This is a genomic window from Leclercia sp. (genome assembly GCF_036780805.1).
Taxonomy (GTDB): Bacteria; Pseudomonadota; Gammaproteobacteria; order Enterobacterales; family Enterobacteriaceae; genus Enterobacter.
In genome coordinates, this window is sequence record NZ_DAIQCE010000002.1 from 215,100 (window position 1) to 229,437 (window position 14,338).

Annotated in this window: 13 protein-coding genes; 7 read left to right on the top strand and 6 right to left on the bottom strand. The window is 57.5% G+C overall.

Going from position 1 to position 14,338, the window contains the following annotated elements; genetic code table 11:
• Window positions 1-3: 3 nt before the first annotated feature.
• The 6 genes from V7Q49_RS10335 to ybbA all read right to left on the bottom strand — a co-directional run bounded on the left by V7Q49_RS10335 (window position 4) and on the right by ybbA (window position 7,222).
• Complete coding sequence (locus tag V7Q49_RS10335) at window positions 4-663, bottom strand: methionine ABC transporter permease (protein WP_333850903.1); 660 nt, start codon at window positions 661-663, stop codon at window positions 4-6.
• Entirely contained in the window at window positions 656-1,672 is a 1,017-nt protein-coding gene (gene sfbB / locus V7Q49_RS10340) for a virulence-associated ABC transporter ATP-binding protein SfbB (RefSeq protein WP_333850904.1), read from the bottom strand. Before sfbB ends, V7Q49_RS10335 begins: the two co-directional genes overlap by 8 nt.
• Window positions 1,673-1,731: 59 nt before the next feature.
• Window positions 1,732-2,565, bottom strand: a complete 834-nt coding sequence (locus V7Q49_RS10345) for a MetQ/NlpA family ABC transporter substrate-binding protein (RefSeq protein ID WP_333850905.1) — start codon at window positions 2,563-2,565, stop codon at window positions 1,732-1,734.
• Window positions 2,566-2,796: 231 nt separating this feature from the next.
• Window positions 2,797-3,942: a porin gene (locus V7Q49_RS10350; RefSeq protein WP_333850907.1), complete on the bottom strand. Its 1,146-nt coding sequence runs from the start codon at window positions 3,940-3,942 to the stop codon at window positions 2,797-2,799.
• A 182-nt stretch (window positions 3,943-4,124) separates the two neighbouring features.
• A complete protein-coding gene (ybbP, locus tag V7Q49_RS10355) occupies window positions 4,125-6,539 on the bottom strand; it encodes a putative ABC transporter permease subunit YbbP (RefSeq protein WP_333850909.1) in 2,415 nt (804 codons plus the stop codon).
• Window positions 6,536-7,222 carry a putative ABC transporter ATP-binding protein YbbA gene (gene ybbA / locus V7Q49_RS10360; RefSeq protein ID WP_333850911.1) on the bottom strand — a complete coding sequence of 229 codons (687 nt, stop codon included), beginning with the start codon at window positions 7,220-7,222 and terminating at the stop codon, window positions 6,536-6,538. Before ybbA ends, ybbP begins: the two co-directional genes overlap by 4 nt.
• On the opposite strand from ybbA, the gene tesA reads away from it, so the two are divergent.
• The 7 genes from tesA (at window position 7,190) to V7Q49_RS10395 (ending at window position 14,330) form a co-directional block, all read left to right on the top strand.
• Entirely contained in the window at window positions 7,190-7,816 is a 627-nt protein-coding gene (gene tesA, locus V7Q49_RS10365) for a multifunctional acyl-CoA thioesterase I/protease I/lysophospholipase L1 (protein WP_333850913.1), read from the top strand. The genes ybbA and tesA overlap by 33 nt on opposite strands.
• Window positions 7,806-8,615 carry an SDR family oxidoreductase gene (locus tag V7Q49_RS10370; protein WP_333850915.1) on the top strand — a complete coding sequence of 270 codons (810 nt, stop codon included), beginning with the start codon at window positions 7,806-7,808 and terminating at the stop codon, window positions 8,613-8,615. Before tesA ends, V7Q49_RS10370 begins: the two co-directional genes overlap by 11 nt.
• A gap of 60 nt (window positions 8,616-8,675) precedes the next feature.
• Window positions 8,676-9,530: a co-chaperone YbbN gene (locus V7Q49_RS10375; RefSeq protein ID WP_333850917.1), complete on the top strand. Its 855-nt coding sequence runs from the start codon at window positions 8,676-8,678 to the stop codon at window positions 9,528-9,530.
• A gap of 599 nt (window positions 9,531-10,129) precedes the next feature.
• On the top strand, window positions 10,130-11,620 hold the full coding sequence (locus V7Q49_RS10380) for a hypothetical protein (protein WP_333850919.1): 1,491 nt from the start codon (window positions 10,130-10,132) through the stop codon (window positions 11,618-11,620).
• Window positions 11,621-11,927: 307 nt separating this feature from the next.
• Window positions 11,928-12,782 (top strand): hypothetical protein, encoded by an 855-nt coding sequence (locus tag V7Q49_RS10385; protein WP_333850921.1) that lies wholly within the window; start codon window positions 11,928-11,930, stop codon window positions 12,780-12,782.
• Window positions 12,783-12,960: 178 nt separating this feature from the next.
• On the top strand, window positions 12,961-13,875 hold the full coding sequence (locus V7Q49_RS10390; RefSeq protein WP_333850923.1) for an SPFH domain-containing protein: 915 nt from the start codon (window positions 12,961-12,963) through the stop codon (window positions 13,873-13,875).
• Window positions 13,872-14,330, top strand: a complete 459-nt coding sequence (locus V7Q49_RS10395) for an NfeD family protein (protein WP_333850924.1) — start codon at window positions 13,872-13,874, stop codon at window positions 14,328-14,330. Before V7Q49_RS10390 ends, V7Q49_RS10395 begins: the two co-directional genes overlap by 4 nt.
• Window positions 14,331-14,338: the final 8 nt, after the last annotated feature.

Sequence of the window (14,338 nt, forward strand, 5' to 3'; positions counted from 1 at the left end):
AGGTCAGCGGCGATCGCGCTTATCGGCGCGTTTCGCCAGCCAGTCGCCGAGCACCTGGACAATTTGCACCAGCACAATCAGCGCGATCACCGTCACCACCATCACCTGCGTTTCGTAGCGGTAGTAACCGTAGCGGATCGCCAGATCCCCTACGCCGCCACCGCCGACAATCCCGGCCATGGCCGAGTAGCCGATCAGGCTGACGAGGGTGATGGTCAGACCGCGCAGCAGCCCGGCGCTCGCCTCCGGCAGCAGCACGGTGCAGATAATGCGCATCGGGCTGGCACCAAAGGCTTCGGCCGCTTCAATGATCCCCTTATCCACTTCGCGCAGGGCGCTGTCCACCAGCCGGGCATAGAACGCAATGGCCGCCACCGAGAGCGGCACGGAGGCGGCAATGGGCCCAATGGTGTTACCCAACAGGAACTGGGTTAACGGCAGCAACAGCACCAGCAAAATCACAAAGGGCACCGAACGGATGATGTTCACCAGCACGGAGCTGAGGAGATAGACAAACCGGTTTTGCCAGAACAGATGGCGGTCGGTGACGAAAATCAGAAAGCCCAGCGGCAGGCCGCCGACAATAGCCAGTACCGTTGAGATGGCCAGCATCTGAAAGGTTTCGTTAAACGCCAGACTAAGGTCGAGCACTAAATCATCCACGGATCACCTCTACCTGAGCAGTACGTTGACGGATATGTTCCACGGCCAGGGCCACGGCAGGCAGATTGTCTGGCGCAGTAAGCTGCACCACCAGAATCCCCAGCGCCCGCTCGCCGATATACTCAATTTTGCCGTGCAGAATATTCACTGCCACGCCGAATTTCACCGCCACCTCTGACAGCACCGGCTGTTCGGCAGAGTCGCCGATAAACAGGATCTTCAGCAGTTGTCCCGGCAGATGCTGGCGCAGGCGCTCCGGCAGGGTCAGGTTCAGGGTGTGCGACACCAGCTGCTGCGTAAAGGCATGCTGCGGGTGGGCAAAGATATCAAAGACCTCGCCCAGCTCCACCACTTCGCCGCCGGACATTACCGCCACGCGATCGCAGATGGATTTGATGACGTTCATTTCGTGGGTGATCAGCACGATGGTGATCCCCATCTGCACGTTGATCTGCTTTAATAGCGCCAGAATGGTGGCAGAGGTTTCCAGATCCAGCGCCGAGGTCGGTTCATCGCAAAGCAAGACGTCGGGATGATTGGCAATGGCGCGGGCAATGCCCACACGCTGTTTTTGTCCACCGCTGAGCTGCACCGGGTAACGGTTGGCTTTATCGCTCAGCCCCACCAAAGCGAGGATTTCGCTGACGCGCGGGGCGATTTTGCTGCGCTCCCAGCCGGCAGCCTTCAGGCTAAAGGCCACATTCTGCGCCACGGTACGGGTATGCATTAAGTTGAAATGCTGAAAAATCATGCCAATACGCTGGCGGGCCTGACGCAGATTGACGCCTTCAAGGGCGGAAATTTCCATGCTGTTAATCTTGACGCTGCCCGACGCCGGGCGCTGGAGCGCGTTCAGGGTGCGCAGCAGCGTGCTCTTGCCTGCGCCGCTGGTGCCGACGATGCCGAATATTTCCCCGGCGGCGATACGCAGGCTAACGTCTGACACCGCCCGGGTGGCAGGGCCGCGTCCGGTCTGGAAATCGACGCAGACCTTATCTAACTCAATCATGACTACCTCAGAAATGCGAAAAGGGCAGCCGTTGCTGCCCTGGTGTCTGCCCAACGCGATCAGGGTTTCGCGGCCGTCATCCAGTCTGGTTTCTGGAACGCGGTATAGACATTTTTCGGATCATCAATCACTGCGCGATAGGCCGGTGACTGCACCACGGTGACGATATCTTTGGCAAAAGGCTTATCCGCATCTTCCGTGCGAACCGCAATAATATTTTTCAGGTTCTCGTCCAGGTGTTCCTGGGCCAGCGCGCTGGAGAGATCCAGCCCGGCGGCAATGGCAAAATTACCGTTAACCAGCGAGGCGGTGACGCTGTCCAGCGTGCGCGGCAGCTGGGCCGCTTCCAGCGGTTTGAACACCAGTCCTTTCGGATTACTGGCAATATCACGCTCAGAGGCTTTGGTTGGATCGATATTCTCTTTGATGGTAATCAGCTTGAGCGACGCGAGGAAACGCAGGCCACGCGCAAGGTTGGTGGGATCGTTAGAGAGGGTGACGATATCGCCCTTTTTCAGTTCATCCAGGCTCTTCACTTTGCGGGAGTAGAAGCCCATCCCGGCGGTAGGCACGGTGAGTAATTTGCTGAGCTTCAGATCTTTGTCGGCGGTGAACTTGGTGAAATAGAGCGTGTGCTGGAACAGGTTGGCATCAATGCTGCCGTTCGCCAGCGCCATATTCGGCTGCACGTAGTCGCTGAATTCGCGCACCACAACCTTGTAGCCTTTTTCTTTCAGCGACGGGGCAATGGCCTGCTTGACCATATCGCCATACGGACCCGGCGCAACGCCGAAGACGATAGTGTGTGGATCGCTGTTCGCGTGGGCAGCCTGCAAACCGCAGACCAGCAAAAGCGCGCCAGCGGCAGCGCGAAGCGTATGACGTAATCCCATGAGATCTCCATTTCAAAGCGGTGATGCGTGATGTGGATGCGCCGTACGGTGCGACGCAGCTCCTGCTAACATGACACAGATCACAGGCCGCGTCCTTGAAATTATTTCATGATGTTGCGAATTATGTCGTTGAATGTACTACAGATGCTTATGCGATTTTCGGGATAGCTATCCCGGCGGGTAGGCGATATCCCCGGCAGCGACGCGCCGCCGGGGATATATGACGCAGACTTAGAAGTCGTAACGCAGACGCACCAGGTTCATATCACCCAGATCGTCGGTGCTGGAGGTGAACACGTGTTCGTAATCAACACGGAAACCGTAGTCCAGCTGGAAGCTGATACCCACGCCGTTGTCGATGCGCTGGTAGTTGCGGCCATTCATGGTCTCAATACGATCACCCATGAAGTAAGGCTGGATGGATTTCACCGCATACTGACCAATCGGGAATTTATAGCCCGCGAAGTACTCGATACCCCACGCATCGCCCGCGAAGTAGTCGTTAACCGACACTTTTTTGCTGGTCATAAAGTTCTGATACCAGCCGCCGCCTGCGGAGAAGGTCCAGTTGTCCGGGGTCCAGCTCAGCGCGGTACCGAGGATGTTCTGATCCCAGGTCTTGCTGTCGCCGTTATCCGGGTTACGCATGTCGGCACGGGTGTAGTTCCAGGCCGCGCCCCAGGTCAGGTCGGTGGTCAGGCGATAATCCAGACCCAGTGAGCCGCCGCCTTTACGCTTGTAACGCAGGCCGTTGCCCGGCAGGTATTCGCTGTCTTCGAACAGGTAAGAGGCGTAGATGTCAGCATCGCCGAGGGTTTTCTTGTACTTCAGCATCTGGCGTGAACGGTAAGAGCCGTCATAGTCGCCGTTGATGCCGTTACCCGGTGCCTGGCCGATCATGTCGTAGTCCCAGATATCGGTTTTCGCGCCCACCACGTCATAATAAACGCTGTTCTGCTGGCCGAAGGTCAGGGTACCCCAGGTGTCGCTTTTCAGGCCGGTGTAGAGCATACGGCGGGAGGTGTCGTGCGCGCCGTCGGCATAGTGATTGTCCCAGTTGAACTGGGCCGGGATGTTCACACCCAGCTCGTAGTAGCTGATCCAGCTGATGTCATCAAACAGGTAGTAATCGGCCGCGAAACGGAAGCGGGTGCCGCCGTCAAAGCCGTTACGCTTGTAGCTGTTTTTGCCGTCGTCGCCGGTCATGTTCTGGAACTGAGGACGGATACTGCCGCCCACGGTGAAGTTCAGACGGCTCAGCGGGTTACCCGCCTGCGGATCCTGCTTCAGTACGGTGATTTCAGCCTGGGATGCAAAAGACGCCAACGCCACTGCTGCGCCGATCGATACCGCCAGCGCTTTTTTAGTTATGGTCATTATTTTTCCTTAATAGACACACTGCCATTTATTTAGCAGGTGAATATTAACCAGGATTTATCCGCTCGTGTTGCCCGGTTTTTAATGATTTGTGCCACTAAAAGACAGTGATTTATCTTTTTATGCTACTTAGACATCACACACCGGCATAAAAACCGGTGCGTGATGATTACGGAGAGAGATTAACCGGAGAACTGACGGAACAGGGCTTTGCCTTTCAGCAGGCGGGCACCCAGCCAGCCGCCGCACAGCGAGAGCATCACCGCCCCACAGAGCGGCAGGATCGCCCACAGCCGCCAGTCCGGCTCCCACGGGAAGTCAAACACCCGGGTTTGCAGCACCGCCAGCGCGGTTTCTGCGCCAATGGCCGCCACCAGGCCTGCCACCAGCCCCAGCAGGGCAAACTCGCTCCACAGCGTAGTGCGCAGCAGCTTTTTACCCGCGCCCAGGGTGCGGTAGACCACCAGCTCCTGATGACGCTGACGCATACCGACCTGTACCTGAGCCAGCAGTAACAGCACGCCGCAAATCGTGACCAGCACCACCATCACCTCCAGCGCCCGGCTCACCTGCTCCAGCACCTGCCCGACCTGTCTGAGGATCGCCCCGATATCCAGCAGGCTGATGGTCGGGAACTCACGGTTAAGCTGGGTGAGCATGCCGGGGCCTTTCTCCCAGCGGAAGCTGGTCAGCCAGCTCTGGGGCTGCCCGTCCAGCGCCCCGGAAGGGAAGATAAAGAAGAAGTTCGGCCGCAGGCTTTCCCAGTCAACCTTGCGCAGGCTAGTGACTTTCGCGCTAAAGTCCTGGGTATCGCCGGTAAAGGTCACCGTATCGCCCAGCCCGACGTTAAGGCGTTTCGCCAGCCCCTCCTCCATCGACACCTCACCCGCTTTTGGCGGCCAGCTGCCGGCGGTGATCGGGTTGTGATCCGGGCGTTTATCCTGCCAGGTCAGATTCAGCTCGCGGTTCAGCGATTCATCCTTATTGCCCTCGGTGGACTGGCCGTTAATCTGGGTCAGACGCGCCCGCACGATGGGGTAATACGATTCGGGGATAATCTGGTGCTCAGAGAGGAATCCCTTCAGCGGCGCGATCTGCTCCGGGGCAATGTTGATCAGGAAATAGTTCGGGCTCTCCGGCGGGAGCTGCTGTTGCCAGCGATCCAGCAGGTCGCCGCGCAACACCAGCAGCAGCGCCAGCAGCATAAACGACAGCGAAAACGCTGACAGCTGGCTGAGGGTCGACCACGGCTGGCGCAGCAGGCGATTGACCGCCAGACGCACCGGCAGCGATTTCAGCGTCAGCCCGCGCAGGACGCTGAGCAGCATCCAGCCCAGCACGCCGCAGAGCAGCGCCAGTACCACCGCGCCGGCCAGCACCGCCCACAGCAGCATGCTGCCGCCCATCAGCCAGGCGAGCAGCAGCACCACCACCGCCACGATAACCGGCAGGTAAAATTTCAGCGGCCAGACGCTGGCCACCACGTCGCGACGCAGAACGCGCAGCGGCTGGGTCGCCAGCAGCAGACGGTATGGACGCAGCCCCACCAGCAGCGAGATGACGACCATCGCGCCGATGGCCCACAGCCACGGCCAGAGGCTGGCGGGCGGCAATGCGGCAGGCAGCACCGGCTTGAGCAGCACCATCAGCACCTTTTCAAACAGCAGCCCCATCGCCCCGCCCGTCACCGCGGAGAGCGCCAGCACCGCCAGCCACTGGCCGACAATCAGCTTACGCAGCTGCGCCCTGCCCGCCCCCAGGGTTTTGAGGATCGCCACCAGGTCGTAGCGGCTGCGGCAGTAGTGGCCCATCGCCACCGCCACTGCCGCCACCGCCAGCAGCAGCGTCAGCAATGCCGAGAGCAACAGGAACTGCTGGGACCGTTCCAGCGATTTGCCGAGCGCCCCTTCCTCCTGCTCCATCCCGGACCAGCGGTGTTCCGGCTTCAGCTGCGGCAGCAGCCACTTCTCGTAGCTGGCTAATTGGGCGGGCGTTCCGCCAAACTTAATGCGCCAGGTGACGCGGCTCCCGGGCTGTACCGCCCCGGTTTTGGCCACATCAGCAGTATTCATCAGCAGACGCGGCGCCATCTGGAAGGGGTTGAAGCCGGAGTCAGGCTCCTGAACCACTTCCCCGGCAATTTTCAGCGTGGCATCCCCGACGTCGATGCTGTCACCGGTTTTTAAATTCAGCAGCGCCATCAGACGCGAGGCCAGCAGCACCGTGCCCGGGGCGGGCTTCAGGCCCGGCGGGTTGGTCTGAAGCTCGCCGTACAGCGGATAAATATCATCCACGGCCTTCACGCTCGCCAGCTGCGGCGTATCGGCGGCAAAGGTCATGGTCTGGAAGCTGAGCTGCTCGCTGACCTTCAGTCCCGCTTTTCTTGCCTCCTCAAGCCACGCCTGCGGCACCTCGCGGGAGCTGCGTAACGTCCGGTCCCCGGCCATAAACTCGCGGCTTTGCTGGCTGAGCCCCTTTTCCATCCGATCGCTGACGCTGCCGAGCGCCAGCACGCAGGCCACCGCCAGGCTCAACGCCAGCCAGACGATCAGCAGCGAGGGGGAGCGCCATTCGCGCCAGAACCAGCGGGCAATCATGCTTCCTCCCGCAATTCACCATTGACCAGGCGCAGGCGACGGTCGCAGCGGGCCGCCAGCTGCGGGTCATGGGTGACGAGGATCAGCGTGGTGCCGTGCTCTCGGTTCAGGGAAAAGAGCAGATCGGCAATTTTATCCCCGGTCTGGCGATCGAGGTTGCCGGTAGGTTCATCGGCAAAGAGCACGTCCGGGCGGCCGTTAAACGCCCGGGCCAGCGCCACGCGCTGCTGCTCGCCGCCGGAGAGCTGCGCCGGGAGGTGATCGAGGCGCTTGCCCAGCCCCAGCTGCCCCAGCAGGGCTCTGGCGCTCTCGCGGCTGTGGGCGGTATTTTCGCCGCGCAGCAGGCCCGGCAGCTCGACGTTCTCCAGCGCATTAAGGGTCGGGATTAACATAAACGACTGGAATACAAAGCCAATGTGCTTCGCTCGCAGGGCGGCGCGCGCCTCTTCATCACGGCTGTGCAGCGGTTGCCCGACCAGGTGGACCTCACCGCTGCTGCCGTCATCCAGACCGGCGAGGATCGCCAGCAGCGTGGACTTGCCGGAGCCCGACTCCCCAATCAGGGCGATGCTTTGCCCGCGTTTGACAATGAGTTCAACTCCGGTAAGGATGGAAAGCTCGTGCTCACCCTGACCCACGGACTTCTTAAGATGATGAACTTCAACAATGTTTTCCGCTGGCATTTGCCCTTCCTGTTTCTGATTCTGATGACATTTCGCGCCGCGGCGGCGGACACGTTATTAATTCTGGGCGATAGCCTCAGCGCGGGCTACCGGATGGCGGCCAGTGCCGCCTGGCCTGCTCTGCTGAACGATAAATGGCAGACCAGAACGTCGGTGATCAACGGCAGCATCAGCGGCGATACCTCCCAACAGGGGCTTTCGCGCCTGCCGGCCCTGCTGAAGCAGCATCAGCCGCGCTGGGTACTGGTGGAACTCGGCGGCAATGACGGTCTGCGCGGCTTCCAGCCTCAGCAGACCGAGCAGACCCTGCGCAAAATTTTGCAGGATATTCGCGCGGCGAACGCTCAGCCGCTGTTGATGCAAATTCGCCTGCCCGCCAACTACGGTCGTCGGTATAATGAAGCCTTCAGCGCGATCTATCCGAAGCTTGCCAAAGAGTTCGATGTGCCGCTGCTGCCCTTTTTTATGGAAGAGGTCTACCTGAAGCCGCAGTGGATGCAGGATGACGGTATTCACCCCAATCGGGACGCACAGCCGTTTATTGCCGACTGGATGGCGACCCGGCTGGCTCCTTTAGTTAAACATGACTCGTAATTCAGCGGAGATCCTGACAGGTAAAGTTATGCAAAAATCGGTCTTAATAACAGGATGTTCCAGTGGAATTGGCTTTGAAAGTGCCCTTGAACTGAAGCGCCAGGGATTCTGGGTACTGGCCGCCTGCCGCAAACCCGAAGACGTTGAACGGATGAACGGAGTGGGTTTGACCGGTGTGCTGTTGGATCTGGATTGTGCCGACAGCATTGAGCGCGCCGCCGATGAGGTGATCGCTCTGACCCATAATCGTCTGTACGGGCTGTTTAACAATGCCGGTTTCGGCGTTTACGGCCCGCTGCAGACCATCTCCCGCCAGCAGCTTGAGCAGCAATTTTCCGCCAACTTTTTTGGCGTCCACCAGCTCACCATGCGCCTGCTGCCCGCCATGCTGCCGCACGGCGAAGGGCGGATTGTGATGACCTCCTCGGTGATGGGGCTGATCTCCACGCCCGGCCGCGGGGCCTACGCCGCCAGCAAGTACGCGCTGGAAGCCTGGTCAGATGCACTGCGCATGGAGCTGCGCCACAGCGGCATTAAGGTGAGCCTGATTGAACCGGGCCCCATCCGTACCCGCTTTACCGACAACGTTAACCAGACTCAGGCCGACAAGCCGGTAGAAAATCCCGGTATCGCCGCACGTTTTACGCTCGGCCCGGAGGCAGTTGTCGCCAAAGTGCGCCATGCTTTTGAGAGCAAAAACCCCAAAATGCGTTATCCGGTCACGCTGGTGACCCACGCCGTCGGCCTGTTGAAGCGCCTGCTGCCTGGCCGGATGATGGACAAAATTTTACAGGGCTGAGTTGAAGCCACGCGCCACGCCCCCATGTAAATAAAAACTCATAACAGAGAATAATGACGCATGTCCGTACAGAATATTGTCAACATTACCGAAGCCAACCTGCACCAGACTCTTGAACAGTCGATGACCAAACCGGTGCTGTTCTACTTTTGGTCTGAACGGAGTCAGCACTGTCTGGAGCTGACGCCGGTGCTCGAGAAGCTTGCGGCCCAGTACAACGGTCAGTTTATTCTGGCAAAACTGGACTGCGACGCCGAGCAGATGATCGCCTCGCAGTTTGGCCTGCGCGCCATCCCAACGGTTTATCTGTTCCAGAACGGTCAGCCGGTGGATGGCTTCCAGGGGCCGCAGCCGGAAGAGGCGATCCGCGCCCTGCTGGATAAAGTGCTGCCGCGCGAAGATGAGCTGAAAGCGCAGGAGGCAGCGGCCCTGATGGCCGAAGGCAAACATGACGAAGCCCTGCCGCTGCTGAAAGAGGCCTGGCAGCTCTCCGGTCAGAACAGCGAAACTGGCCTGCTGCTGGCGGAAACGCTGATTATCTTAAAACGCTCCGAAGATGCCGAAGTGGTGCTGAAGACTATCCCTCTGCAGGATCAGGACACCCGTTATCAGGGGCTGGTGGCGCAGATTGAACTGCTGAAGCAGGCCGCGGATACCCCGGAAATTCAGCAGCTGCAGCAGCACGTTGCCGCCAACCCTGCCGATGCGGCGCTGGCCAGCCAGCTGGCGCTGCAGCTGCATCAGGTCGGTCGTAACGAAGAGGCGCTGGAACTGCTGTTCAGCCATCTGAAAACCGATCTGGCTGCCGCTGATGGTCAGGCGCGTAAAATGTTCCAGGAAATTCTGGCCGCGCTCGGGACAGGTGACTCCCTGGCCTCGACCTATCGCCGTAAGCTCTACGCCCTGCTGTACTGATCCCTACCTCCTGTGCCCGGTAAGCGAAGCATTATCGGGCATACGCATCTGATTTAACCTCTCCTTATCATTTCCACCTGATAGCTAACGACTTAATATTTTCAGTCTATGGACAGATTGACTGTTTTTATTAACTTGTCAGTCAACTCTCATTTGAAAATATAAAAAGCCTGATATAAGTCTATATAAAGACTGATTGATGATATGCAAAAAGATAACAATCTTTTCATAAACCGATAAAAAGACCGCCTGAATACGGCCAAAATACGTTACCAACCGTAAACCCGATCACAATTTCCTGCCTGAAAGACTAATCACACACTTTTAGTAACATTTTTTCTGTAAGCGAAACTTGTCAACCTTTCGCTCGAAACAAGACTATTAAAAGACAAAAATATTGATCGTTAATTGACTTGCCAATAACTATTTAATGTTTAGAATCCATCAAAAAACGACCATATTCATTTATGGTAGTTATATAAAAGACAACAAAAAGACAATAAAAATACCTGCAAATACTTCAGAGCCAGAGCCCTCATACTCTCTGCCACTCTGCAATTTACATTTTGATCAAACGATTGACCTCAGGATATGTAGAGATGAAAACCACGTTGAAACTGATCGCATCGGCGGTGTCGCTGTGCGTGGCTGCCCCAGGTGCGTATGCGATAAGTTCGGACCAGGCCGCAGCGAATCTGAAAGGCGCGCTGGAATTTGACCACTTCGCACAAAAAAATTACGCCGCCGCGCTCAGGACTGAGCGCGTGAGCAATGTGGATATGATGAATGTGATGCATCAGTTCGGGACGGGCTCGCCGCAAGCCGTTGCTGCAGCCCAGACGCATCAGGATGCGTTCGACGCGATCGGGCAACGCCGCAACGAGGTTAAATTTGCTCAGACCCAGCTGCAGGCCGCACGCAACGCATTCAAAGATGGTTCGATTGCGCCAACAGCCATTCCTGTTGCACCGATGCCACAGCCAGCTATGACCCCATCGCTGCCGGTACAGGCCGTGCCACCAAAACTGGCGACCTACAGCACTCCGCAGCCGCTTATCGCTCCGCCGGATCCGATCAAATCCGTGCCGCCAAAACTGGCGACCTACAGCACCCCGCAGCCGCTTATCGCTCCGCCGGATCCAGTCAAATCTGTGCCGCCAAAACTGGCGACCTACAGCACTCCGCAGCCGATGAACGTGCCGCCGGTACCCGTGCAGCTCACCCCTGCTTATGAAACCAAAACCATTCAGCCCATCCTGAGTGTCGAGCCTGCGGCCGGCGATATCCCATCGCCTCAACCGCTGCCGACGTCGACGGTACAGGTCGTTAACCTGCAAACTCCGGCAACCACGCTGGTGAAGGGGACGCCGGACAATACTGTCATTAATCCTCAAACGGTGGATACACATACTGTGACGCTGGCGAATACGCAGACAACTCCGTTGACCGTGACCAGCGGGGTGACCGATCCACAGCCGTCAGCGTCAGTACCAACGAAGAAGTCCACCAGTCCCCGTCAAACCGCGGGCAACAGCTACACTGTCAACGTCGTTAGCGAGGTGAACAGCTACTATGTCGATCAAACTAACCGCAGCCAGGTGAATACCAACGGTCAACGCATCGCGAGCAACAGCCAGCGTATTGAGACCAACGGCCAGCGTATCGAGAACAACGGCCAACGCATCACAGGCAACAGCCAACGTATCGACAACAACAGCCAACGTATCTCTGGCAACAGCCAGCGTATCAACAGCAACAGTCAGCGTATTTCAGGTAACAGCCAGCGCATCGACAGCAACAGTCAACGCATCACCCGCAACAGCCAGTCAATTGAGCGTAACGCGAAAGAGATTGATGACACCCGTGAAGATCTCAAACGGGGTCTGAATAACGCCGCGGCGATGTCCAGCCTGCATTATCACTCCGATAACTCATGGGCGCTGTCGACGGGTACGGCGAATGGCGATGGCGCAGCCCTGGCTGCCGGTCTGCAGAAAGGCATTACTCCGCATGTTGCCGTCAACATGCAGGCATCCAGCTCCTTTGATAACGGCTGGATGGCCGGAGCGGGCATCTCTGGCGATTTTTAATCCCCTCTCTCCGCTCTAAAACCCACTTCTGGCCGCCGTTACGGCGGCCTTTTTTTATCAAAATGGGCTTCACTTAAGTCTTATTAATGTTTAGTTCTGGCAAACAGATAAAAAGACTTATCTCTGCCCGCGACAGTCATTAAAATGCCCGCTTTTTTTTACACTGCCCCACCCGGAGTAACCTTTATCTTTCATTTGTGATCGACACAAAATTCCCGCATTTGTCGCTAATGGCCTCATCCTGCAAGAGATGATAAACTTTTGCGCGTTTGAAATGGCAGGCTAATAACTAGAGGAAGTATGCGGCATGACACACATCTTTTATGAGTTCACCTCCCTGAAGCCGGGCGTTCCTGATGTAGAAACATTAATGCAAGTCATCAATTCCTCGGCAGTCACCAGCTTTGTTATTGGCCCTGAAGTCGTTGATTTCGTAAAAAAAGCGTTAATCGTTAATACCACCATTATCAGCTTTAAAAACTGCAAGTTTGCCTTCGATAACGGCACGCACTTCATTGAATTTGATGGGAAAGGCAAATCGAAGCGCTACGATGAGATCCCGGAGTGGTTTGTCTCTCCGGCTGACTTCTCCCGCACTCAGTGGCTCATCAACCATAATCTGTCGGATGTGAAGGCGACGGCCTTTATCGACGTGCTGATGTCTTACCCGCTGAAAGAGCGTCGCGCCCACTGCAATCTGCTGTTCGGATTAGACTTGCATAAGACAGGGATCGTGCCATCCAGCACGCCTGCCGCAAGCAAGATCGGCAATAAAAACGGCAAAACCACTAAACCCAAAATCATCGAACTGGGATCGTTCGAGCTGTTCAGCCAGTTCTTTGAGCGCCTGAAGAGCGCCGTTGCGGAAGATCGGTTCCCGACCCTGCAGGTGCTGACCGGCATCGACAATCTGGCGAAAGCGCCGAACAACCTTAAGCAGGGGATCCGCACCTGGTTCAAAGCCATTACCGGCGACCTGCCGCCTAACAACAAGCGCGTCGAAGCCGGGAACGCCGGATTGTTCTGTGCCCCGGTACGCGAACAGCTGCAACAGATTGAAGCGATCGGTCTGGAAAAATACTATGTCGCGCTGTCACGCGCGATTAATGAGGCCGGTGAGCAGTATATCTCTGACTTCTCCTGGAGCGGGCCCAACGCCTGACCCACCGCATTCTGATGATTTTTTGTCTCGCCCCGCTATTTTTAGCGGGGCTTTTTTATGTCTGGATCCTGCCTGCGCCGTTGATTCGGCGCGAATTCGTCCCTGTTTGCCGATATACTTATGGGCAACAAACGAACAGTTGTTATCGCAACATGGAATTCAAAACAGGAGGTTTTACATGTTCATTGTCATCCCCATTCTGATCTTCGTCGCGCTGGTCATTGTTGCCGCGGGGGTCAAAATCGTACCGCAGGGCTATCAGTGGACGGTTGAGCGTTTTGGGCGTTATACCAACACGCTGCAGCCGGGCTTAAGCCTGGTGGTGCCGTTCATGGACCGTATTGGTCGCAAGATCAATATGATGGAGCAGGTGCTGGATATCCCCTCCCAGGAAGTTATCTCCAGGGATAACGCCAACGTCACCATCGACGCGGTGTGCTTTATTCAGGTGATCGACGCGCCGAAAGCGGCCTACGAGGTGAGTAACCTTGAGCTGGCGATTATCAATCTGACGATGACCAACATCCGTACCGTTCTGGGTTCAATGGAGCTGGACGAGATGCTCTCCCAGCGCGACAGCATCAACACCCGCCTGCTGCACATCGTCGATGAAGCCACTAACCCTTGGGGCATCAAAGTCACCCGTATCGAAATTCGCGATGTACGTCCGCCCGCCGAGTTGATCACCTCCATGAACGCCCAGATGAAGGCCGAGCGAACCAAACGCGCCTACATTCTGGAGGCCGAAGGGGTGCGCCAGGCCGAGATCCTCAAAGCCGAAGGGGAGAAACAGTCGCAGATCCTCAAAGCCGAGGGCGAGCGCCAGTCTGCGTTTTTACAGGCTGAGGCCCGGGAACGTTCGGCCGAAGCGGAAGCCCGCGCCACCAAAATGGTGTCAGAGGCGATCGCCGCCGGGGATATCCAGGCGATTAACTACTTTGTGGCGCAGAAGTACACCGAAGCATTGCAAAAAATCGGCTCGGCGGACAACAGCAAGGTGGTGATGATGCCGCTGGATGCCAGCAGCCTGATGGGCGCGATCGGCGGTATCGCGGAACTGATCAAGAACAGCGGCAACGAGCGCAAATTATGATCGAGACGATCGCGGCACATCCGCATGTCTTCTGGCTGAGCCTCGGCGGCCTGCTGCTGGCGGCTGAAATGCTCGGCGGCAACGGCTACCTGCTGTGGAGCGGCGTGGCGGCGGTGATCACCGGACTGCTGGTCTGGATCCTGCCGTTCGACTGGGCATGGCAGGGAGCGCTGTTTGCGGTGCTGACCCTGACGGCCGCCTGGCTGTGGTGGCGCTGGCTCTCAAGGCAGGTGCGCAGGCAAAAGCCCGCCGATGCCCGACTCAATCAGCGCGGACAGCAGCTGGTGGGAATGCAGTTCACGCTGGATACCGCCCTGGTAAACGGGCGCGGTCATATGCGCGTCGGCGACAGTTCGTGGCCGGTCATTGCCGACGACGACTTAAACGCCGGCACCAAAGTTGAAGTTGTGGCTGTTGAGGGGATCACCCTTCGCGTCCGGGCCCTTTCCCGATAATAACAGGA

What these genes read in the sequence shown, in the direction of transcription:
- V7Q49_RS10375 (WP_333850917.1), top strand. Translation starts at nt 8,676, where the DNA reads ATGTCCGTACAGAATATTGTCAACATTACCGAAGCCAACCTGCACCAG.
- ybbP (WP_333850909.1), bottom strand. Translation starts at nt 6,539, where the DNA reads ATGATTGCCCGCTGGTTCTGGCGCGAATGGCGCTCCCCCTCGCTGCTG.
- V7Q49_RS10390 (WP_333850923.1), top strand. Translation starts at nt 12,961, where the DNA reads ATGTTCATTGTCATCCCCATTCTGATCTTCGTCGCGCTGGTCATTGTT.
- V7Q49_RS10395 (WP_333850924.1), top strand. Translation starts at nt 13,872, where the DNA reads ATGATCGAGACGATCGCGGCACATCCGCATGTCTTCTGGCTGAGCCTC.
- ybbA (WP_333850911.1), bottom strand. Translation starts at nt 7,222, where the DNA reads ATGCCAGCGGAAAACATTGTTGAAGTTCATCATCTTAAGAAGTCCGTG.
- V7Q49_RS10380 (WP_333850919.1), top strand. Translation starts at nt 10,130, where the DNA reads ATGAAAACCACGTTGAAACTGATCGCATCGGCGGTGTCGCTGTGCGTG.
- V7Q49_RS10385 (WP_333850921.1), top strand. Translation starts at nt 11,928, where the DNA reads ATGACACACATCTTTTATGAGTTCACCTCCCTGAAGCCGGGCGTTCCT.
- V7Q49_RS10345 (WP_333850905.1), bottom strand. Translation starts at nt 2,565, where the DNA reads ATGGGATTACGTCATACGCTTCGCGCTGCCGCTGGCGCGCTTTTGCTG.
- V7Q49_RS10370 (WP_333850915.1), top strand. Translation starts at nt 7,806, where the DNA reads ATGACTCGTAATTCAGCGGAGATCCTGACAGGTAAAGTTATGCAAAAA.
- sfbB (WP_333850904.1), bottom strand. Translation starts at nt 1,672, where the DNA reads ATGATTGAGTTAGATAAGGTCTGCGTCGATTTCCAGACCGGACGCGGC.
- tesA (WP_333850913.1), top strand. Translation starts at nt 7,190, where the DNA reads ATGATGAACTTCAACAATGTTTTCCGCTGGCATTTGCCCTTCCTGTTT.
- V7Q49_RS10350 (WP_333850907.1), bottom strand. Translation starts at nt 3,942, where the DNA reads ATGACCATAACTAAAAAAGCGCTGGCGGTATCGATCGGCGCAGCAGTG.